Genomic DNA, 22,954 nt, shown 5'->3' with positions numbered 1-22,954 from the left:
CTCCGCTGCTTTAACCTGTTGTTACACGCGACCTACGTCGTTTACAGCCTTGCTCAAGCTTTGGTCATAGAATTGTATGACCTTCTGATTCGCTTCATACGCACGGAGCGCAGACATAAGGTCAACCGCCGCTTGAGCGGCATCAACATTCGAGCGCTCGATATAGCCCTGCCTTACTTCGATACGCTCCCCAGGAGCGATTGCGACCGCTTCGCCTTCTTCTTCCCCGAAGCGGAAGCTGCCGTTCCCCTCACGGATCAGCTGGTTCGGATTGTCCACGCGGCTGATCAGCAGCTGCACGCCGATGTCCTGTCCATCGGCATCCACGAAGCGCTGGTCGCTGGTCAGCATCAACCGATCCAGCCCTACGCCCGCAGGCATCTGGATGGGCTGTCCATTCGTACCAAGCACGCTGGAGCCGTCGCTACCCATGAGAAACCCTTCTTCTGTAAGCGTAAATTTACCGCCGCGCGTGTAACGCACTTCGCCGTTTTGATCCTGCAAAGTAAAGAAGGCTTGCGGCTGATACGTTACCTCGCCATTCGCATCCACATATTTGCCGGATGCGTCAAATGACAGACCGTTCAGCTCAATGTTGGAGAGAAGCGCAAAGTCGGACGAGTTATTCGTCTGAGTCAGATCGCCTTGCAAATGAATGGACAAGCTTTCTTCCGCAAAAACGCCGTTTGTCAATTTGCCGATTTGCTTGTAATTCTCTTGTCCCGCTCCCGTTAAAGACAGCATCATTTCTGGAAACGAACGGGTTACCGCATTTGTCTGTTTATAACCGGGCGTGTTTATATTCGAAATATTATTCGTTACCGTATCATGTCTGCGCTGCTGTGAAATCATACCCGATGCAGCTGTATACAAGCCTCTTAACATCACTGTTACCTCCCCAAATGCTTCCAACAAACCTACTATATATGTTATCGGTTGGAAGCAAGGCTGCCTGAATAGCTTGTCCATGCGACCTATGACTCATTTACGCCTCGGCTGCGCCCCCCTAAGGCTCCCTACCCGCGCAAATGCTACTGTTTTCGGTCGCTTCTACCTTCGCTTCTTCCCGAGCTTGTCCAAGTTATCGAGTAAAATGCCCGTGCCTTTTACCACGCAGTGCATGGGATCCTCGGCGATAAGCACCGGCACCTTCAATTCTTCTGCAAGAAGCGCATCCAGCCCGCCAAGCAAAGCTCCTCCGCCGGTCAGAATAACGCCGCGGTCAATAATATCTGCCGACAGCTCCGGCGGCGTGCGTTCAAGCACGGCTTTGGCTGCCGAAACGATCGTCATAACGGAATCCCAAAGTGCTTCGCGCACTTCTCCCGAGCGGATTGTAAGCGTGAGAGGAAGGCCCGACACCATGTCACGGCCGCGAATATCAATTTCTTCCTGACGGCCGCCCTCAAGCACGGTGCCGATCTTGATTTTAATATCCTCGCTTGTTCTCTCGCCAATAAGCAGCTTGTACTTATTTTTGATAAACTTCATGATCGCATCGTCGAACTTATCCCCCGCGACTTTAATGGAGGAGGAAGTAACGACATCGCCCATCGACAACACGGCTACGTCCGTTGTTCCCCCGCCAATGTCAACAACCATATTGCCGCTAGGCTGGAAAATATCCATGCCAGCTCCGATAGCGGCAGCTTTAGGCTCATCCTCAAGAAATACTTCCTTCGCGCCGCTGCGCTCCGCAGCTTCGCGAATCGCTTTCTGCTCAACTGACGTGATGTTGGTTGGCGCGCAAATAAGAATACGGGGACGGCTAAACCACTTCCGTCCCTCGACACGATCAATAAACGCCTTCAACATAATTTCCGTTATCTCAAAATCGGCAATAACGCCGTCGCGCAGCGGTCGAATCGCTATGATATTGCCCGGCGTTCGGCCCACCATGCGATGAGCTTCCTCGCCTACAGCCAGCACGCGTTTCGAATCGCTTTCAATCGCGACTACTGATGGCTCATCCAGCACAACGCCTCTACCTTTCACATGAATAGACACATTTGCCGTACCAAGATCAATCCCAATATCCTTGCTCAACATAAGGCTTAAGTCCCCCAACGAATAATAATTACAAACGTACGTTTGGTTCCCTTGACACAGAAACCGCTAACGTTTATTATTCGCCAAAAAAGACAAATTTCCTCTATAATTCGAGAAAAAACTTCATAACTTTCCAGCAGCGAGTACTTCCCGCTTCTTCGTGCTCGTTTTCTTGTATTTGATCTTAGTCGCTTCTCCTCCCCTCAAATGCCGAATCGATTTGTGGTACTCGAGAATGTGCTTAACCTGATCGGCCAAATCGGGGTTTATTTCAGGAAGCCGCTCAGTTAAGTCCTTGTGTACCGTGCTTTTGGACACACCGAACTCTTTTGCGATCGTACGCACCGTGTGCTTCGTTTCCACGATGCAGCGGCCTATTTTAATGGTTCGCTCCTTAATGTAATCGTGCACGTTCCCGCCTCCCTACTCGAGATAGTTTGGTACATTATATGAGTGGGCCGGGTATATATTCGTTGTGGTCAAGCCTGACAGGCCGGAATGTGAAAAAATTTTCATAAAAACGTAAAACAGGCAGGGATTTACTCCCTGCCTGTACGTCTAAAGTCCTATTTTTTCGAAAAATCTTATTCGGCAATCAATGAGCTCGGATTAACCGGCTTGCCATTGTTGCGTGTTTCGTAATGCAAGTGGATACCAAGGTCACGCTCAAGGTCGTTCCGACCAGCTTTGGCAATGACCGTGCCTTGCGTGACATCGTCGCCTTCTTCAACGGCAATCTCGGTTACGCTTTGGTAAACAGTCACCAAACCGCCTTCGTGCGTAATTTCAATGACATTGCCATTGGTCGGTTCCGTCTTCACATAAGTAACCTTGCCGGAGAGTGCCGCAAGCACGTCGAACGTTTTGCCGCTTGGATCAACGAAGTCAACGCCCATATGCGGAGTGAATGTATCTCCGACCTGTACGAGTGCTGCCTCGCGTTCTTCATCAGTCGCTTTCTCATCATAGAACGGCAGCTCTACCTGCAGCGCCTCTATGCTTGCGACTGGCCATTTGATAGCCTCATTGCCTGCGATAACCTCAACTGCCTCGTCACCCTTGCCTTGCGTTTCAGTCGTACCCTCTTGCGAAACTTCAGTAGAATCGGCTTTACCTGTTGTAGGAGTCGTTTGATCCGTTCCCTGATAGATCCACATTAAGGTTACAATAATTGCTGCCGCGGCCATGAAGATTGCTGGAGAAACCCATCGCTTTGCAAAAAGGTTCTTCCATCCACTGCTAGATTTGGCGGCAGACGCTCCTCCCAGATTCGTTTTGGGAGTTTCTTCTGGTCTTTGCTTCGGTTTGCTTTGATTTTGATCATTCATTTTCTATCACCTCACTAGCCATTGTTGCCAGATCTGCTAGGTTTATACGTGAGGCAATCATGAAATATTGAAAGAGTTCAAATTAGAAGCGGCCAGCAAGTATTTCCGAGAATTTGGTTGCTTGCTCTACCTGAACGCTAGAATAGTAATGTGCCACAATTTCATCATCGCTTGCGCCAGCTTTGGCCATGCCGTTGGCTCCCCATTGGCTCATCCCAACGCCGTGCCCGAATCCATAGGTCGTAATTGCAATAGATCCGTCTTTCATGCGCCAAGTAAATTGAGAGGATGCAAGGCCTAGCTTCTCTCTCACTTCCCGTCCCGTGAAGGTCGTTCCCCCTATGACGATTTTGCTAATCCGCTTGCCTGCCGTCTTCTCTACTATACGAATGCCCGATTTGGCAAAGCCTTTTTTCGCTATTCCCAGCTTGCGATAGAATTCATCCAAGGTCAGATTGACCGTTTCCTTGTATCTTGGAGATATCGTTTCATCCCACGGGCTTGCCACGCTTCGCAGATAGGGAATTTCTTGGTTCCAATAGTCTTCCGAATTTTCGGTATACCCGTTGCTCGTGGAAAAGAAAGCCGCATCGATCGGGTCGCCTTTATAGGTAATGACTTTCCCTCGCGTCTGAGCAATGACCGAATTGAGCTTCTGCATGTTCTTTTTAAGGTCTGCTTTAGGCCACTTTCGTGCCAGTTCCGCAAGCGAAACATATACCTGATGATCGGTCGTATCGGTCACGTCTGCGCCTTTTGCAGGCACCCCGCTGTTATCCCCGTGTACCAGTCTTCTCATGATATAGGTCCGTGCAGCAATGGCCTGCGCCTTCAACGCCTCAAGCTCGAACCCGATAGGCATTTCCGCCGCCACGACTCCTCTGACATACGTTTCCAACGGTACATTTTCTACTCGTTTTTCCTTAGCCAAATAGACATGCACAACAAGTCCGTCTAGCGTGCTAAGATCTTCCGATTGCGTATTGCTCGGGGCAGCCAGATCAGGCTTCTGCGGGTTAACTTCATGAGAAGGGATCTGACTGCCTTCCGCTTCCAGCGACCTCAGAGGAGGCAGCTCCGTTACCGTTCCCTGCTGCATTGCAGCTGGCCGCGTCCCCGGAGCTGCGCGCGCGTCCTGCAGTTCAAGCAGCGAGAGCCTTATTAAAAGAACGGAAGCACCTAACATAGCGCCAATTGCAAATAAAACCAGCCACCTGCTTGTCCGTAACCGATCGATTGCGGAAACGATTGAAATCCTCCCAATCCTTCGCTTCATGAGCTCTCCTTCCATTTTGGCCGGCAAGAATAGATAGGAAAGGAACAGCTATTCCCCTCTCTCTCAAACCGACCTTAATGGTACATTCTATGAGTGCGAATGATAGGGTAGAACTCCAAAAGTCTAATCATGGCGAAGGGCGTCAACGGGTCGCAGGCCTGCCGCTTTATTTGCTGGCAAATAACCGAATATGACGCCGACAAACGCAGAGAAGACAAATGCCAGCCACACCGTATCTATCGGAACCTCCGTTTCCGTTTTCATAACCATTCCTATAATAAAAGAAGCGATGTAGCCGAGCCCGATGCCTAGTGCTCCGCCAAGACCGCTTATGCATACGGCCTCGACGAGAAACTGGAATAGGATATCCCTTTTTTTCGCCCCTAGCGACTTGCGTATGCCGATCTCTCTCGTTCGCTCCGTGACGGATACGAGCATAATGTTCATGATGCCGATACCGCCGACAATCAACGAAATAATAGCTACGTAAATGAGCTGCCTATTCATCGTCTCATTCACCGAATTAAGCGTCTCCATCGCTTCCTCTTGATTAAGCACCCGGTAAGCATTTTCATTCCCTCTGAACTTCTCATAGAGAACCGCTTCAACTGCAGTAACCGTACGATCCATGAGGCTCGTCTCCGATACGGTTAAATGAATGGTAGACACGCCGCTCGTTTGAAATATCTTTTGCGCGGTCGTGACGGGAATTAGAATTTTCTCGTCGTTCGAGCCAGTCAACGAGCTGCCTTGCGATTCGAGCAAGCCGACAATGGTAAAATTGTACCCGTTGATCGTAATTTTTTTGCCGACTGCGGCAGATGGATCCTCGCCCTCATCCTCGAACAGATCAGTCGCCGTAGCCACGCCGATCAGCGCTACCTTCGTATTGTTCTTTATATCCGGGGAAGCGATATATCTCCCATCCTGCACAGGGAAATCCTTAACCTCCTCGTAAGCCGCAGTAATGCCCTCCACGGTTACGGACACTTGCGTTTTCCCATACTTCGCGTAGCCGGTCGCGCTAGTTACAGGAGCAACGCCCGCTATATTCGAAACGTCGCCAAGCTCATTTGCCTCATCGACAGATAGCGTCGTAACCGTGCCGCGGCCAAGAATCGTAACGGAAAGCGAATTGGGACTGCCCAGAGAAGATACCTGCTTGGCCACTTCATTGGAGGAAGCCTTCCCCATTGCCACAAGAGCGATAACCGTCGCAACGCCAATCAGTATGCCCAGCATGGAAAGAATCGTTCTAAGCTTGTTGGACAATACGCTCTTGACTGCCATCTTGAAGCCTTGCGTAAGTTTCATCACTGCCCCTCCTCTCCTGCGCCTGCTCGGTCAACACCCCGTCTCTAATAATAACCGTACGGCTAGCCAGCTTTGCGACTTCCATATCATGCGTAATCAGTACAATGGTCTGTCCTGCCCGGTTCAGCTCCTCCATCATGCTAAGCACTTCCATGCCTGTCTTCGAATCCAACGCACCCGTCGGCTCGTCTGCCAGCAGCATAGGCGGGTTAGTCGCCAGCGCCCGTGCGATGGCAACTCTTTGCTGCTGCCCTCCGGACAACTCACTCTGGCGATGGTGCATGCGCTGCCCAAGGCCGACACGTTCCAGAGCATCCATCGCTCGCAGCTTGCGCTCCTTGCCCGAAAGCCCCCTATAGATGAGCGGAAGCTCGCAATTTTCAAGCGCCGTTAGCTTCGGAAGCAGATGATAGCCTTGAAAAATAAAGCCGATCTTTTTATTGCGCATTTCCGTCAGCTTGTTATCGCTTTGCCCGGTTACTTCAAGCCCTTCCAGCTTATAGCTGCCTTCTGTCGGCAGGTCCAGACAGCCGATAATATTCATTAATGTCGACTTGCCCGACCCCGACGGCCCCACGATAGCCAAAAAATCACCATGGGCAACCTTGAGCGACACCTCATGCAGCACCGTTGTCTTCTCTCGTGCCATAACGTAGGACTTCGTTATATTGGACATCTCAATTAGTGGAACATTTGCAGGCGTACTCATCGCGAACCACCGCCAGTTGTGCTTCGCATGCCGCCTCCGCCGCTCATTCCTCCACCGCCCATGCCCATTCCGCCTCCCCCGCTCGGGAAAGCCATGCCTCCGCCCGGGAAGCCTTGCTGCATCGTTTCCTCTGCATCGGAGCCCATGCCAGCTGTACCTTGGGCGATTGGTACGAGCACGTTGTCGCCTGCCTTCAGCCCATTGACAATTTCAACAAAGCTTTCATCGCTTAACCCTGTGGTCACCTCAACAAGCTGACCTTCAAGCCCGCCCATCATTCTTCCACCGCCTGCACGACCTCCAGCTGCAAAGCCGCCGCTGCCAGCAGCCCCCATGCCTTGGCCTCCTTGCTGCCGCCCGCCAGCTGTTCCACCTGCTTGACCAGACTGTGCTGTCCCTTGCTGCCCGCCAGCTGCTCCACCTGCTTGACCAGACGGCGCAGTCCCTTGCTGCCCGTCAGCCGCCTCACCCGTTCCTTGGCCTGCTTGCGTACGCCCTCCAGGCGCGCTGCCCGCTTGACCAGCTGGAGCGGTTCCCTGCTCACCGCCAGCAGCAGAAGCTTCGCCGTTCTCGCTTGGCACGCGAACGAACGATTTGGCACCCATTTCGACAACCGCATTCACGGGAACGAGCACGACGTTTTCCTTTGATGCAATCGTAATCGCTGCTTCGCCCGACATCCCTGCCTTCACGCCTTCAATATCCTTAAGGAGAATATTCACGTCAAAGGCAGAAGAACCATTGCTTGAGGTTCCCTCCATCGCAATTTTGGATACAGTTGCAGCGACCGTATGATCCGTAATCGCACTTAATGAGAGATCGACGGCTTGACCCACCTCAACTAACGAAATATCAAGCTCGTCTACGGAAGTGACAAACTCCAGCTTCGAATAATCTACGATGGTCGCTACTGTCGTATTTGCATTAACCTCATCGCCTACTTCGATCGTCATTTCGGTAACCTCCCCATCGATGGAGGCCGAGACAACCTTTTCTTCTTTTGCCTGCTCTTCATAAATATCTTGCAATTCATCCTCGTAATCTGCAATCTCCGTATTCGCATCCTCCATGTTTTTTTGGAGGGATTGTTTGGTCGCCTCTTCGTTTTCCGTTCCTGTCGCTTCTTTATAGCTTTCCTGATAGCCCTCTATGGATTCCTTCAGCTTTGTTATGCTTTTTTCAATCGACGTAATTTTATCTTCATTATCTTCAGCCGCTTCGAACGTTACGAGAACTTGGCCGGCTTTGATTTTATCCCCAGCCTTCACATTGACCGTGGCGATCGTCCCGCTTTTTCCTGCTGTTACCGTTTCACGCGAATTTGCGGCTACGGAGCCTGTTCCGCTGATCTGCTTGAGGATCGAGCCTTTTGTTGCAGCTACCGTTTGCGAAGTTGGCGTCACGCTAGCAGTTGCTTTTTCTTGTGCAAAATAAAAATAATAGGCCCCTGCACCTGCAGCCGCCAAAATCAATACGATGCTGATTCCTATCGTCCATTTCTTCATTCGCTTGCATCCACCCTCCATTGGTCTAAGTAAGTTAGAATATAGCATCCTAAAATGAACGGAAGATGAACAAGCACACGTAAGAAGATACGGCTTCGCCGTCCTCTGCAAGCGGAGGGTATCCGTTTCTCGTAGAAATAGAAGAATACGTTATCGCGTGAAACCTATAAGGTCATATATTTGCAAAAAAACATGGTTCCCTCTTCTAGACAAAGAAGAAACCATGCTGAACCCTTCCTTATAATCGAGCAGCCATGACGAGCAATCGCCATTCAAGCACCATAAATAAAAAGAAGCTGTTTCAGATAGGCCCGTGAAGGCTTATTTGAAACAGCTTCTTTCAACTCCTTGCAACGAAGCGGACCGTTACGCCCAGGTAGGCTGAATCTTGAGGACAGCTACCTCTTTCTCACGCTTAAATGGCACTGCCGCTTCGACCTCTGATATGACTGCCGAGACCGCGACTGCCGGAGCAGCCTCGCGAGCGAGCGATGCCGCAGGAGCATGCTCCTCTTCTGCCTCCACACGGTAAATATCCGCGCCTAGAGCAGCCAGCTTGCCGGTAATATCGACATACCCGCGGTCTACGTGGTGCAGGCCCGTCACTTCCGTCTCGCCATCTGCGCGCAATGCCGCGCAAATCAGCGCCGCGCCTGCCCGCAAGTCAGTCGCGCATACTTTCGCTCCTGTAAGAGGCAAGCCTCCGCTGACAATCGCTGTTCGTCCATCAACCTTTATTTGGGCGTTCATTTTCTGAAATTCATCCACATGCATGAAACGGTTCTCGAATACCGTCTCCGTCACCACGCTTGTGCCTTCCGACACGAGCAGAAGCGCCATCATCTGCGATTGCATATCCGTTGGAAAACCGGGATGCGGCAGCGTTTTAACATCAACCGATTTCAACACGGGGCCTGCTTGCACACGAATGCCGTTATCGCTCTCGGTAATCTCAACGCCCATTTCTTGCAGCTTGGAGATTACTGGCGTCAAATGGTCCGCAATGGCACCTTCAACGAATACGTCACCGCCTGTAATAGCAGCAGCTATCATATAGGTTCCCGCCTCGACGCGGTCAGGAATGACATTATGAACGGCTCCGTACATATGGTCCACGCCTTCGATACGAATCACGCCCGTACCTGCGCCGCGCACCTTGCCGCCCATCGCATTGATATAATTGGCTAAATCAACGATTTCCGGCTCTTTGGCAGCATTCTCAAGAATGGTTGTGCCATCAGCCAAAGCAGCCGCCATCATAATGTTTTCGGTTGCGCCTACGCTGGCCACATCCAAATAAATTTTGGCGCCTTTTAGACGGTTTTTCACACTGGCTTCAATAAATCCATGGCCAAGCGTAATCTCCGCGCCCATCGCTTCAAAGCCCTTCAAATGCTGATCGATCGGACGAGTCCCGATTGCGCAGCCTCCAGGCAGTGAAATTCTTACTTTCCCGATACGGCCAAGAAGCGGACCCATGACGAGGAAGGATGCACGCATTTTGCGAATAAGCTCGTAAGGAGCTTCAAAAGACGTAATCGCCTGCGCGGTAATGCGCATTGTTTCATTATTATAGGATAATTGTGCGCCTAAAGAGGCTAGCACTTTCTGAATCGTCATAACGTCGTCGAGGAGGGGTACGTCATGGATGACGCTGTCTCCTTCTGTCGCCAATAATGAGGCCGCTAAAATGGGGAGTACTGCATTTTTTGCTCCGCTGACACGGACCGTTCCCTTCAAACGCTGGCCTCCGCGGACGATAATTTTGGTCATCTTATGGTTCCCTCCGCGAACTGCAATTTCTATTACATATTCGTGTATTTTCTAGAATAGCTCATTTTACCCAAACTTCATCTTATCACTCAACTACATGAAACGACAAGGTTTAAATTTTTAACATTTTTTGTACGCGCTTCCCTCGGCATTAAACGATCTTTTTCAACAGAAAAGGCTTATTTTGGAGCTCGGATTTTCGTTTTTCAATTCAATAAGGCCCTAATTCATATCTATTCGTGCGCTTTTCGTTTTTTGAGTCCGTCATGTATTACCCATTGTTGACATGTTTCGCTTTTGTTATTCGACAAAGCTTTTGAGAAGCACGGTATAGCCCCAATATTCCAGAATGAATTTCGCCAATAAATGGCCCATTATGATCGCTACCAGCACTTGAAACATTCGGGCTTTCGGACTGCGCGGAAACTTGAAAAAGGTTTCCCACTTTATCTCCTGTACGACAAACCATACGAATATGATGCTGAGAATGACAATGACGATGGAAAACAATCCCGTCATGCCCGTGTAGGTTTGTACGCTTCTATACAACTCATTGTCTACGTTCATACTGCCTCCCCGGCTTCCCTTCTCAAGGGTTAAAGGCAACCTGCGCTTACAACTGAAAATAAAAAGAAATGATTTTTCCGATGTTTGCCGCCTATCCTTCAAACGAATAGAGAAGCCCAATTGTTTTATGCAAATTTTAGGTCATCACGCGATGCAGGAGTACGGTGAAGTCGGCACGGCTTGCTTGCTGCTTTGGCTTGAAGCTGCCTGAATTCACGCCTTCGAGCTGGCCGCTCACCTTCATCGCAAACAACATGGGAGCAGACCAATGCGTTCTGGATACGTCAATAAACGGATCTGCTATCGGCAGCCGCGGCTTTACGCCATCGGCATAACCGATAATTAGCGCCATTTCTGCCCGGGTAATGGGCTGGTCTGGCTTGAACGAGCCGCCTGGGAAGCCTTTTATCCAGCCTTGGCCGACAGCGCCCGTAATAGCGGCATATGCCCAATGATTAGCCGGCACATCTGTAAACCGTTTTGAATTCACCGACCCCGTCGAAATTGGCTTGTAAGCTTTCACGACCATGGCGACAGCCTCTGCCCGCGTTATCGCCCGTTTCGGCTCAAAACGATTGTTGCCCGTTCCGTTAATGATGCCTTGCTTGCTCATCGCCACGATTTCATTTTGCGCCCAATGCCCTTTGATATCCTTAAAACCAGCTATCAGCTCATCGGCCTGCAGCTTCAACCGGTAATACTGCTTGTCGAAGGGTGCATCCGCTTGAAGCTTAGCGTAATAAACGCCGGGCTGCAGCAGCTGCTCGCTCGTCTGAAGCTTGCCAAGTTTGCCGGAGCTTGCCGCCGCTATCTGTTTCATACGTTTGTCGAACAGCTGCAGCTTCAAATTAATATCAACGGGAACCCCTGATACGGCAAAGCCAATCATACTGGGTGCCGCAACGCGGTATTGAAACCAATCCACGTCGGAGCTGCTGCTGATAACGCCTAAATATTCCGTGCCTGGATTAATCATAAACGCTTCATAGGACTTATCGTTCGGTTCATTCGGATCGTCGTATTTGGGCGTATAATCCATACGAAGCGTATAAGTGCCGAGTGTCGGGCTCGCTTCGGAAGAGATCGCATTATGAACACGAACATAATATTTTCCAGGTGCCACCGTTATGACTGGAGACTTCTCGGTCTCCCCTTCAGATTCGTCATCGTATACCATTAGCTGCTGACCGGCCTTCTGCAGAGCAAGACCCGGATCTATTCTCGCCGTATTCGTGCTGAGAGAAAGGCTCAGCTTGCCGCTTTGCGAGAAGGTTACGGCAAACCAATCCCGATCCGCCAGCTGATGAAAGCTGCCCGTAATCGTCTGGGATCGAGGCTGCAGCGTCGAAGCTTCGTACGATTTATCGTTTTGCTCGTAATCGTCCGGCTTCATGGTAAAGGTCGACGTGAGCAGATATGGCAGCTTTTCGCCGTTATTTTGGTTAATAAGCTCCAGATGAATCAGATGCTGCCCTTTCTTTACATCAAACTCGATGGTGCGATTAGCCAGCTTCGTGTCATTCGTGCTCTGCCGAGCGCCGTTCGTATACTGACTGATCCGAACCGGCGGTACGATCTTGCCGCTGGCTACCAAACCCTCGTACTGAAGCGTAAGCTTCCCGTCATACGGCGTGTCGATCCGGTACCAATCATGATCCGCGGTTCCGCTCAGCAAACCGGAAATCTGCGTGCCAAGCGGAAACCTCGCAGCCGTCTTTTGGCTCTCGTTCGGCTCGAACCGATCGGTCTGGAGCGCGGCGCTGACAGCTTGATCAATCTGCAGCAGGCCATAGCCCGAGGAGCTGTCTGCTCCGGCCGCGCCGATATCCTTGGACGTTTGCCGCAGCAGCTCTCGAACCTGATAAGGCTTTAGCGTCTTGTAGCGCGCCCATATGAGCGCAGCAGCAGCGGCTGCTTGCGGAGCCGCCATTGACGTTCCTTCCTCTTTCTTATACGAGCCGCCTACCGCCGTGGTATATACATGCCAAGGGGCAACGAGATCGAGCTCGGTACCGCGATTGGATCTGGCATCTACGACGTTGTTCGTTTTTACGCCGCCTACCGCGAGCACGGTGGGGTAAGCAGCCGGATATTTCACCGCGGCCCTCTCGCCCATCGCAACGCCGTCATTGCCTGCCGCTGCCACAAGCAGCACGTTTTTGCTCTCCGCATACTGCACAATATCAAGCATGTATGGCGAATAACGATGCAAGCCGACTGACAGCACGACAATCTTGGCGCCTGCGCGTACCGCATACAATATCGCCTCGCCAAGCTCCTGCTCCGTACCGTCTCCACGGTGGTCCAATGCTTTTATCGGCATGATTTTGGCTCTCCAAAGGATGCCCGCAACTCCGATTCCGTTATTGCCTTCGGCTGCGATAACGCCAGCAACGCTTGTGCCATGCCCGTTATCGTCCTCAGGCGGCTCGCCCGGTTCTACTAAATTTGCGCCTGGAACGAGATTATCGACTAAATCAGGATGGTTAAGATCTACGCCGGTATCCACGATCGCGATCGTCAGCTCCCGCTGCTCACGCACCGTTTCCCACGCCTTCTTCGCGCCGATCTGGCCGAGATATAGCTGCTTGGGCAGCTCAGGATCAATCGCAGCCAGCGATGCGGCAGGGGATGCAGCTGCCGCTGCGGCCCTCGCCGATGGATCAGCTGCCGCATCCGCTGGCTGCTCCGCTTCAGGGAAGGGAGCGCCGGCGTCTCCTTCATCAGCCGGCATCGAGAGCATGTGCACCGAGCCGTTCGGGTGCACATATTCCACGCCCGGCAGGCTCTGCAGCCGGCGGAGCCATTCCTGTACGTCCGCGTCCTTGTCGGCCGGACGTATCAGCATGACCGCCGCCTCATTCTGGCGGCGGAGCACCTGTGTCCCGCGCAGCTCAGAGCTATGCGCGGGGCTGCGCCATTTGAGCAGCCAGCTTTGCGGCTGCTCGATGCCCTTGCCAGCCGCGCTAGCGGCGGCGGCGAGCGCCGCAGGCGCCGCTCCGGGAGCGAGCCCTGCGGGGGCTATGCCCCCGAGGGTGACGCTCCCGAGCAGCAGCGCGAGCAGCGCCTGGCGGAGCAGGCTGCGCGCGGCGAGCGTGCCCTTTAGGGCGCCTGCATGCTTGCGCAGGCGCTTGGCTTCGGCAAGGGCAGCTAGTGCCCGCGCCTCAAGCCCCGCAGTCCCAGCTGCCCTCACTCCAGCCTCTTCTGCTGCCTTCAGGTCCGCATTTCCAGCTGCCTTCGGCCCCGCATCTTCTGCTGCCTCCAGCTTTGAAGCATGATTGCGTTCTATTCGTTTAATCATCACATTCTGCCTTTGCATATCGGATCCGTTATGGGTAGTTCCTACTTTCAATCGATAAATGCCACTCATTACAATTCTCTTTCAGGCTAACGAATCCCTTGTTGCCAATGGACAAAAGGACAAAAGACCTACAACTTCCATGCTGCCACATATCCAATAGGGGCGATATCCGGCTCCTTTTATTATTTCCCGGTAAATATGTACTAGAATAATGGCCAGTTATGAATGTTCCTCACGTCCCAAAGACTATTGAAATGAACCATTCCTCCCCTGCTGCTCATTACCCATATCAATTGTGAATGAAACAATCGCAATCGCAATTGGCTATGCCTATAAATAATCGACCATTGCAGCCGGTTAGCCAAACAAACTGTACAGTTTATGCGCAGGCCTATCAATTATTCATCCTGTTTCATTCCATATTTGCATGACTCTTGATTCAACTACCGGATGCCGATCTAGTCCCATCTATATTCGCCATCCTCTGCAAGAGGAGGGTATCCGTTTCTCATTGAAATAGAAGAATACGTTATCGCGTGAAACGTTTATAGTCTATATATTTAAAAAAGGGGTTGCCCGCGGCACCAAATCCATGACCGCTTGAGCAACCCCTAACCCTAGCAGCGATGCGGCGGCAAGCTGCTTAGCTTGCCCCTATCGCTAACCGTTAATCATCAAATCGCTTTGCAGCGAGAAAACCGCGTTGATCCATTCCATAACGGGGCCGGGAAACAAGCCGAGCGCAAGCGTCGCCGCCGCGCATAACCAAATGACGATCCCCGTTTCGATCGAAATCCGAATCTCACCTTGCTCGCTGCCGCTCCGCATGAACATCTGCCGCACAAATCCGAAGTAGAAATAATAAGAGATTACGCTGCTAAGGACGATAACCCCGACCAGCCAATACGCCTTTGCGTTCGCGGCCCCCAGCAGAATAAACAGCTTGCCGAAAAATCCGCCTGAAATGGGTAAGCCCGAGAGCGATAAAACAAACACAACCATAGCCGCCGCAGTCCAAGGAGCACGGTAATACATTCCCGCGAAGCTTTTAAGCTCCTCGTTTCCGGAGGAACGGCTTACCGTGCTGACGACAGCAAACGCTCCTATCGTCATAAACAAGTAGGCGATTAAATAATAGACGAATTCGGAAAAATTACTGCTATGGACGACCGACAGCGAAATACCGATAGGAACGAGCATATATCCCGCATTCGCTACACCCGAAAGCGCAAGCAGGCGTTTTGTATTCTTCTGTCCGAGCGCAGCCGTTGCACCGACTAGCATTGCCGCAGCAGCCAGTACTAGAATCGCAAGCCAGATGTCCTTGGATACAATGGCGTTCTCGTCTTGCAGCGTTAGTAGCGTACTGTAAAAGATTCTAAACACAGCCGCGAGCGCCGCGCCTTTGGCGATAACAGCTAGAAACGCGGATATTGGAGTCGGTGCTCCTTGGTATACGTCCGGCGCCCAGGCATGAAACGGAGCAGCCGCAATTTTAATGCCGAAGCCGGCGATCATGAAGAAGAAGCCGACATAGGCAAGCGCCTTGAAGTCAACAAGGGCGGCTGGCAATGCCGCTGCAATGCTTCCGAGATCGACAGCGCCTGTTATTCCGTACAGGTACGACATGCCGAACAATATCATGGCGGAGGATATTCCTCCGGTTATGACGTACTTGAACGCAGCTTCTGCCGATAAGCCGGATTTTCTTCTCATGCCCACCAGCACGTAGCTCGTCAAGCTAAGAAGCTCCAATCCGATATACAGCGTCACCAAATTTCCCGACGAAGCCATCATCATAGCCCCGATGAGCGCCGGCAGCAGCATATAATAATATTCTGCCCGGTCCGTAATGGCTTCGTCATCCCGGACAGAACCAAGCGCAAGCAGTACGATGAGCCCCGTTCCCGTTAAAAACACAATCTTCAGCAGGCTAGAGAAATCATCGATCCGATAGCTGTTGGCAAGCAGCCTGATCGCTTCGCTCGAAACGCCGCCCTCGTTCATGTCCAGCATGCGCAGAAGCACGAGCAGCAGCGAAGCAGCAATTCCGGCAAGCGTTAACCAGCCTATTGACTGCCGCGTTATCCGATTTGGCAGCAGCAAATCAAGAAGGACAAGTATAATGAACACCGCCGCCAGCAAAAATTCCGGGGCAAGATAGAGCATATCCGTCCACGTTAGCGGCACGAATGAAACGCCTTCGTACATGATCTAACCCCCCGCCCTAGTTGCAAGTAATTGATCGAGCAGGCCATCCATGCCAAGCTGTACCGTATCCGTCAGTACCGATGGGAAGCAGCCGAGCAGCAGAATGAACGCCAGCAGCACAATCATCGGGATCGCTTCGATGAGCCTCGCGTCCTTAAGGGCGGCATAGTCGTCCCGCTGCGGTCCGAATGTCATTTTCAATACCGCTCGCAGCATATAAACAGCGGTCAGAATAATGCCGAGAGCAGCTGCCGCAGTCAGCCACCGCTGAGTCTCGAACAGCCCCAGCAGGGAGAGAAACTCGCCAACGAATCCGGATAAGCCCGGCAAGCCGAGTGATGCGAGACCTGCCGTAAGCAAAACCCCGCTAATGAACGGCATCGAGCGGGCTAAGCCGCCTAGCTCTCCAAGCTCGGTCGTTCCCGTTCGCTCGTAAATGCTGCCTACGATCAAGAACAGCAGCGCGGACACAAGGCCATGCGAGACAAGCTGAAAGACTGCACCCTGCAAGCCAAGCTCGTTCATCGCAGCCAAGCCCAGAAGGACAATTCCCATATGGCTGATCGAAGAATAAGCCAGGACAAGCTTTAGCTCCCGCTGCCGCAAGGCAAGCAATGCCCCGTACAACAGGTTAATGACTCCGAACACCGCAAGCGGAATCGCGAAAGCGCGCGCCTGCTCCGGGAAAAGCAGCAGGCCATACCGCAGTAGGCCGTATGCCCCCATCTTAAGCAGCAAGCCAGAATGGATCATAACGATGGAGGTCGGTGCTTCCGTATGCACCTTAAGCATCCACGTATGGAAAGGGAAAATCGGCAGCTTAATGCCGAACGCTACGAGTAGCATAATGAACAGCGTCCACTGCATCGTATCCGACATCAGAAACGGATTGATTGTGCCGATCTGCTCGGGAGCAAGGTTCACCCATGCTTCCGGATTCGACAAGTTGCTGAATATGTCCGTGTAGCTTCCGCTGTATATAAAGCTAACCTGGTCTCCGATCTGGTCGATACGGAAGCCGGCGGTATTAACGAGAATAACGAATGCTATCAGCATAATAGCCGAGCCGATTCCATTGTAGATCAAAAATTGGTTGGCCGCCCGTTCGCGATTAAAGTAGCCCCAAATTCCGATTAAGAAATACATCGCTATAAGCGTAATCTCGAATAAAATAAAAAACAAAAAGAGGTCGCGCGCCAGGAACACGCCGAGTATTCCCATCTCCAGCAGTAGAAACCATATAAAAAACGACTTCCATCTTTTTTTGACTTGAACCGCCGCAAGCGACGCCATTGCCGAGACAAGCGTTGTCAGCAGCAGCAGCGGTATGGACAAACCGTCCACGCCTAGCTCGTATTGGAACGAAAACTTGAATTCGGAAAGCCCGCTCGTCTGCGTTTCCTTGTTCAGCGGAATATCCGCCCAGCTCTGCTGCTCATCGAATGCCGCTCCGCCTTGCTGCTTATCGTACTCCGCGTACAGCCAGAACGAAAGAAAAAGAGGGATTAGCGTAGCGATAACGACCGTCTTCTTCATCCAATTGCTTCGATGCTGCGGGAGCGCCAGCAGCACGATTACGCCTAGCAGGGGCGAGAATAAAATAAACGACAAGATCGGAATATCGTTCAGGATGCTCATGGCAGGAACCTCCTTCCAACGATAGCTACCACAATAATAACAAATCCGATTATGGCTGCTAAGCCATAGGTTTGCGCTTGGCCGTTCTGCAGCCGCGCTGCCGTACGGCCGGCTGTGCCGGCGGCAGCTCCGGCAAGACGGACAGCTCCGCCTACAACATAGGTATCGAATGCAAGGAGCATTAAGCTAAGCAGCTTTAGAGGTTTTACAAACAAGGCAGCGTATATTTCATCAATATACCAGCCTCGCTCCAGCATGTTGACAAACCACGGCTTTTTCTCTTGCCGTGCTGCAAGGCTGAAGCTTTTTTTGCCATACATTAGCCAGCCCATGTATATGCCGAGCAGGCCTACCACTATAGAGCCAACGATAGCAGCGCCGCTGGCATGCGCTTCCTCCGGTCCGTCCGTAAGCCACTTGCCGAACCAGCCGTTCCACGGTGTCTCGATAAACCCGGAAGCAGCAGCGAATACGGCAAGCACGATCAAGGGGAGCGTCATCACAGCCGGTGATTCTTGGGCGCCGGCTGAAGCTGCGCTTGGCCTCCCTCTAAATACAAGAATGAATAGACGGGACATATAAAGAGCCGTGAAGAAAGCAGTCGCCAACCCGACAACGAATAGAAGCGGATTGGTTTCCCAAGCAACAGTCAGGATTACATCCTTTGACCAGAAGCCGGAAAACGGCGGAATCCCGGACAGCGCCAAAGCTCCGATCGCAAAGGTCCATGTCGTCACGCGCATTTTCGAGCTTAATCCACCCATTTCGTTGATGTTCTGAGTATGTACGGCGTGAATGACGCTTCCCGCTCCCAGAAACAAAAGGGCTTTGAAGAAGGCGTGCGTGAATAAATGAAAAATCCCGCCGGTTAGAGAGCCTAAACCAAGCGCCATCATCATATAGCCAAGCTGACTCACGGTCGAATAGGCAAGGATTCGTTTCAGATCATTTTGAGCCAACGCGACCGTCGCGGCAAATATAGCGGTGAATCCGCCCACATAAGCGATCGTCTCCATCGCCGCGGCTGAATCCTGGAAAATATCAAATGTTCGGGCAATAAGAAATACGCCTGCCGCAACCATGGTTGCCGCATGGATCAGCGCACTGATCGGCGTCGGCCCTTCCATCGCGTCAGGGAGCCAAACATGGAGCGGAAATTGACCTGATTTACCGATGGCGCCTACAAATATAAGCAAAGCAATAAGCGTTGTAATCCCGTTCGTAATGGCGCCCGACTGCCCGTCGAAAACGCTCTGGATCGTCGTGAAATCCAGTGCATGCTCCGGCATGTACCAGAACAGCAGCAGAATAGCGAGCAGCAGGCCGACATCACCAATCCGCGTTACGATAAAAGCTTTTTTGGCCGCTGCGCGTGCCCTCGGCAGCGTAAACCAAAAGCCGATGAGCAGGAACGAGCATACACCGACCAGCTCCCAGAAAATATAAAGCGACAAAAGATTATCGGACAGCACCAGACCAAGCATCGAGAAGGTGAATAAAGAAACATAACCATAAAACACCGTAATCCGCTCATCATTCTTCATATAGCCGGCCGAATATAGCTGAACGAGGAAGCTGATAAACGTAACGACCGACAGCATCAATGAAGTAAGATTCGTAATCTCGAATCCAATCCGAAGCGAGTAACTCCCGATGGCAAGCCACTCAAAGGATTTGTTGTAATCCAATGGGCTGTTCGCTAGCCGATCTACCAATATGAATAAGGAGTACGCAAAGGCAGCAAGCGAACCTGCCGAGCCGATTATTACCCCGGCACGCCGATAGCTCCGGCCGAGCGCCGTCAAAACGAGGAAAGCTATCAGCGGAAACAGCGGGATGAGCCATGCCGTTTGTGTGAATTTATCCATTCGCTGCGCTACCTCCTCATTTTGTCAAATTCGTCGACATTAACCGTTCCCCGCATGCGGAACAATGCAATCAGTATGGCTACGCCAATAGCCGCTTCGGCTGCTGCAACCGTGATCGTGAACAACGAGAATATTTGCCCCGTCAAGGAAGGGACAACGCCATACTTCGAGAAGGCAACTAAATTCAAGTTCACCGCGTTCAGCATAAGCTCGAGCGAGAGAAGGACCACCACAGCGTTTCGTTTCACTAAAGCGCCGTATAGCCCAATACAGAATAAAATCGCCGCCATCGTTAAATAGGAGGATAGCATGCTTTCAATCCGCCTCCTTTTTGGCAAGTACGATCGCTCCAATGAATGCAACCGTCAAGAGCACCGATAGAAGCTCGAAGGGGATAACATACCCCGTATATAATAGCTCCCCCATTGCCATCGTATTGTCTTCGCTTTGCTGGAACGCTGCCGGCTCCGGAAATGTAGTCGTACGTATCGCATAAAACAACACGCCGAACAGGCTGAGCGCGGCAATCGCCGCTAGCGTTTGATGAAGCGGCTTTGCAGGCTCGGGCTCGCCAGCATGGTGCTTCGTCATCATGATGCCGAATATCATGAGGATCGACACAGCCCCTGCATAAATCAGCACCTGCACGAAGGCAACGAATTCCGCTTCGAGCAGTACGAACATTCCCGCCAGCCCGAGAAACACCGCTGCCATAGAAATAACCATATGGACAACCTTATCCAAGCTTATCATCAGCACGGCTCCGCAAATCATGATCGCCGAGAAGACAAAAAAAGCAGCAAATTCGCCCGTAAAAGCTATGTTGAACAACTACTTCGCGCCCCCTTTGGCCGGCGCTCCGATATTGTTGTTATCCTGCCGGGTAAGCGTATTGTTGTCGGTGAGCCACTGCGCATCCTTAAACAAGTCATCGCGGCTGAATGTCGCCAGCTCAAAATGGTTGGACATGACAATGGCTTCCGTCGGACAAACCTCCGTGCATAGATCGCATAAAATACAAATCTCAAAATTAATATCGAACGTATCGATGACCTTGCCTTTTTTGTCAGGATCGGGATTCGGCTTGCCTGTCAGCGTAATGCAATCCGTTGGGCAAATACGTGCGCATTGGTTGCACACGATGCATAGCTCCGGTATAAAATGCTGGATACCGCGAAAGCGGTCCGGCATGACAAACGGCATGTCAGGATAGGAAGTGGTCACTTTTGGAGCCGTCATCGATTTGAGCGTTACGCCCAGTCCTTGCAGCATTCCTTTCATTTCCTTCTCCCCTTTGCTAGTTCTTAATAAACAATTCCAAATAAATGGCTGTCAAAAATACATTGAGCAGGGATATAGGCAGCAATACCTTCCAGCCAAGCCCCATCAGCTGATCTACGCGAATTCTCGGCAGCGTGGCACGAATCCAGAACAGAAAAAACACGATAAACGCAAACTTGAGCAAAAACCAAATGATGCCCGGCACGAAATTAAGAAAAGGAGCAGGCGCATGCCAGCCGCCCAGGAATAGCACAGTGGTTAACGCCGCAATCGCATACACGTATACATACTCGGAAAGCATGAAAAACGCGAAGCGAAAACCGCTGTATTCCACATGATAGCCTGCCACAAGCTCCGACTCCGCTTCGGGCAAGTCGAAGGGCGTACGATTCAGCTCCGATACCGCCGCAATGATAAAGATAATGAAGCCAATAATCTGAGGAATGAAATTCCAATCCCAGAACCAGCCTCCGCTCTGCGCAGCCACGATATCACGCAGATTCAAGCTGCCGCTCAGCAGAATAACGCCGACAACCGAAATGACGAGCGGTACTTCATAGCTTATCATTTGCGCCGCTGAACGCATACCCCCAAGCAGCGCGTACTTGTTATTGGACGCCCAGCCGCCGAGCACGATCGCCAGCGTCGAAATGCCTGACAATGCGACGTAGTAGAGCAGCCCTACATTCAAGTCCGCGAAGTATAGATTTTGCGTATAGGGCAGTACGGCAAGCACGGAAAAGGCGGGGATGTAGGCCAGTACAGGCGCAAGAACGAACAGCGCGCGGTCAGCTTTGCGCGGGATGGTATCTTCCTTAATGAGCAGCTTGAAGATATCCGCAACTGTCTGCAGCATTCCGAACGGCCCAACGCGATTGGGACCGATTCGCAGCTGCATCCAGCCGATTACTTTTCGCTCGAAATAGATGGCATAGGTGACAAACCCCAATACGATGAACAGGAAAACGACTGCCCACAGGAACAGTACGAGCGTGCTCCCCCATGTTAGCGGCTGGTTAAGCCAAGACTGCATCAGCAATCGACCTCCCCGACGACAATATCAATGCCGCCTAATATCGTGATGAGGTTCGTCATGGTCTCTCCTACAAGCAGCTTCGGCAATATTTGCAAATTCACGAAGGAGGGCCGCCTGAACTTGAGCCGGTAAGGCTCAGCTTTGCCTTTGGAAACGATATGGCAACCGATTTCGCCGCGCGGCGACTCGATTCTCACATACACCTCGCCCGCTGGCGGACGAAGCACGCGGGGAACCTTCCCCATCGTATCCCCGCCTACTGGGAACTGTTCCATAGCCTGCTTTAGAATGCGCAAGCTTTGACGAATCTCCTCCAGCCGCAAACGGTAACGATCGTGGCAGTCTCCTGTTTTGCCGAGCGGTACGTCGAACTCGAATTTGGAATAGAGGCTGTACGGCTCAGCCTTGCGAATATCGAAATCAACGCCGGTACAACGCAGATTAGCTCCTGTAAGCCCATAATCTATGGCGGTCTTGGCATCGTATGCCCCGACTCCTTTGATACGCGCAAGAAAAATCTCGTTTCCGCTTACAAGCTTGTCGTACTCCTGGAGCTTATTCTCCATATACGGAATAAAGGCACGTACTTTATCCAGCCAGCCAGGAGGCGCATCCCACTTGACCCCGCCGACCCTCATATAGTTATACGTCAGCCGGGCACCGCATAGCTCGTTGAATAGATCAATAATGATTTCCCGATCACGGAAAGCATATAGAAATGGGCTCATTGCTCCGATATCAAGCAAATAGGTTCCCCACCATACCAAATGGCTCGCTACGCGCTGAAGCTCCATGACGACTAGCCTAAGATATTCCGCGCGCTGAGGCACTTCGAGCCCCATCATCGTCTCAACCGCATGCACGAGCACATAATTATTCGTCATGGCGGAGACGTAATCCATGCGGTCCGTATAAGGGATAATTTGCGTAAAATTCAAGTTTTCTGCAATCTTCTCCGTACCCCGGTGCAAATAGCCCATTACGGGCGTCGCCTCCGTTATCACTTCACCGTCAAGCTTGACGATAATACGGAATACCCCATGCGTGCTCGGATGCTGGGGTCCTACGTTTAGGAGCAGTTCTTCTGTTCGGATCAAG

19 protein-coding genes are annotated in these 22,954 nt (G+C 51.7%); all 19 read right to left on the bottom strand.

Annotation, left to right across the window (positions count from 1 at the left end):
* Positions 1-21 precede the first annotated feature (21 nt).
* Positions 22-885 (bottom strand): flagellar hook-basal body protein, encoded by an 864-nt coding sequence (locus tag AC0YN3_RS16035; RefSeq protein ID WP_475776015.1) that lies wholly within the window; start codon positions 883-885, stop codon positions 22-24.
* 165 nt (positions 886-1,050) lie between these two features.
* The gene (gene mreB, locus AC0YN3_RS16030) at positions 1,051-2,049 is read right to left on the bottom strand and encodes a rod shape-determining protein MreB (protein ID WP_475776014.1); all 999 of its coding nucleotides are present in this window, start codon (positions 2,047-2,049) and stop codon (positions 1,051-1,053) included.
* A 123-nt stretch (positions 2,050-2,172) separates the two neighbouring features.
* Entirely contained in the window at positions 2,173-2,460 is a 288-nt protein-coding gene (spoIIID, locus tag AC0YN3_RS16025) for a sporulation transcriptional regulator SpoIIID (protein ID WP_053373789.1), read from the bottom strand.
* Positions 2,461-2,633: 173 nt separating this feature from the next.
* Positions 2,634-3,377, bottom strand: a complete 744-nt coding sequence (locus AC0YN3_RS16020) for a peptidoglycan DD-metalloendopeptidase family protein (protein WP_475776013.1) — start codon at positions 3,375-3,377, stop codon at positions 2,634-2,636.
* Positions 3,378-3,459: 82 nt separating this feature from the next.
* Positions 3,460-4,653 (bottom strand): stage II sporulation protein D, encoded by a 1,194-nt coding sequence (gene spoIID / locus AC0YN3_RS16015; RefSeq protein WP_475776012.1) that lies wholly within the window; start codon positions 4,651-4,653, stop codon positions 3,460-3,462.
* Between the two features lie 123 nt (positions 4,654-4,776).
* Positions 4,777-5,967 (bottom strand): ABC transporter permease, encoded by a 1,191-nt coding sequence (locus AC0YN3_RS16010; RefSeq protein ID WP_475776011.1) that lies wholly within the window; start codon positions 5,965-5,967, stop codon positions 4,777-4,779.
* Complete coding sequence (locus AC0YN3_RS16005; protein ID WP_475776010.1) at positions 5,909-6,676, bottom strand: ABC transporter ATP-binding protein; 768 nt, start codon at positions 6,674-6,676, stop codon at positions 5,909-5,911. Before AC0YN3_RS16005 ends, AC0YN3_RS16010 begins: the two co-directional genes overlap by 59 nt.
* Entirely contained in the window at positions 6,673-8,181 is a 1,509-nt protein-coding gene (locus AC0YN3_RS16000; protein ID WP_475776009.1) for an efflux RND transporter periplasmic adaptor subunit, read from the bottom strand. The genes AC0YN3_RS16005 and AC0YN3_RS16000 overlap by 4 nt, the downstream gene beginning before the upstream one ends.
* A gap of 366 nt (positions 8,182-8,547) precedes the next feature.
* Positions 8,548-9,954 carry a UDP-N-acetylglucosamine 1-carboxyvinyltransferase gene (gene murA / locus AC0YN3_RS15995; protein WP_475776008.1) on the bottom strand — a complete coding sequence of 469 codons (1,407 nt, stop codon included), beginning with the start codon at positions 9,952-9,954 and terminating at the stop codon, positions 8,548-8,550.
* A gap of 300 nt (positions 9,955-10,254) precedes the next feature.
* Complete coding sequence (locus AC0YN3_RS15990; protein WP_475776007.1) at positions 10,255-10,521, bottom strand: DUF1146 family protein; 267 nt, start codon at positions 10,519-10,521, stop codon at positions 10,255-10,257.
* Positions 10,522-10,657: 136 nt separating this feature from the next.
* Positions 10,658-13,891 (bottom strand): S8 family peptidase, encoded by a 3,234-nt coding sequence (locus AC0YN3_RS15985; protein WP_475776006.1) that lies wholly within the window; start codon positions 13,889-13,891, stop codon positions 10,658-10,660.
* 591 nt (positions 13,892-14,482) lie between these two features.
* On the bottom strand, positions 14,483-16,033 hold the full coding sequence (locus AC0YN3_RS15980; protein ID WP_475776005.1) for an NADH-quinone oxidoreductase subunit N: 1,551 nt from the start codon (positions 16,031-16,033) through the stop codon (positions 14,483-14,485).
* 3 nt (positions 16,034-16,036) lie between these two features.
* A complete protein-coding gene (locus AC0YN3_RS15975; RefSeq protein ID WP_475776004.1) occupies positions 16,037-17,671 on the bottom strand; it encodes a complex I subunit 4 family protein in 1,635 nt (544 codons plus the stop codon).
* Entirely contained in the window at positions 17,668-19,539 is a 1,872-nt protein-coding gene (nuoL, locus tag AC0YN3_RS15970; RefSeq protein ID WP_475776003.1) for an NADH-quinone oxidoreductase subunit L, read from the bottom strand. Before nuoL ends, AC0YN3_RS15975 begins: the two co-directional genes overlap by 4 nt.
* A gap of 8 nt (positions 19,540-19,547) precedes the next feature.
* Positions 19,548-19,850 (bottom strand): NADH-quinone oxidoreductase subunit NuoK, encoded by a 303-nt coding sequence (nuoK, locus tag AC0YN3_RS15965; protein ID WP_475776002.1) that lies wholly within the window; start codon positions 19,848-19,850, stop codon positions 19,548-19,550.
* A gap of 4 nt (positions 19,851-19,854) precedes the next feature.
* Positions 19,855-20,370: an NADH-quinone oxidoreductase subunit J gene (locus AC0YN3_RS15960; protein ID WP_475776001.1), complete on the bottom strand. Its 516-nt coding sequence runs from the start codon at positions 20,368-20,370 to the stop codon at positions 19,855-19,857.
* Positions 20,371-20,820, bottom strand: a complete 450-nt coding sequence (nuoI, locus tag AC0YN3_RS15955) for an NADH-quinone oxidoreductase subunit NuoI (protein ID WP_441945198.1) — start codon at positions 20,818-20,820, stop codon at positions 20,371-20,373. It abuts the gene before it with no gap.
* A 16-nt stretch (positions 20,821-20,836) separates the two neighbouring features.
* Positions 20,837-21,853: an NADH-quinone oxidoreductase subunit NuoH gene (gene nuoH, locus AC0YN3_RS15950; protein ID WP_475776000.1), complete on the bottom strand. Its 1,017-nt coding sequence runs from the start codon at positions 21,851-21,853 to the stop codon at positions 20,837-20,839.
* The gene (locus AC0YN3_RS15945) at positions 21,853-22,953 is read right to left on the bottom strand and encodes an NADH-quinone oxidoreductase subunit D (protein ID WP_475775999.1); all 1,101 of its coding nucleotides are present in this window, start codon (positions 22,951-22,953) and stop codon (positions 21,853-21,855) included. The genes nuoH and AC0YN3_RS15945 overlap by 1 nt, the downstream gene beginning before the upstream one ends.
* Position 22,954 lies beyond the last annotated feature (1 nt).

It is taken from the genome of Paenibacillus sp. J22R232, from assembly GCF_056269165.1.
Note: the sequence above shows the minus strand (reverse complement) of the source record. Positions and strands in the feature narration are given on the sequence as shown.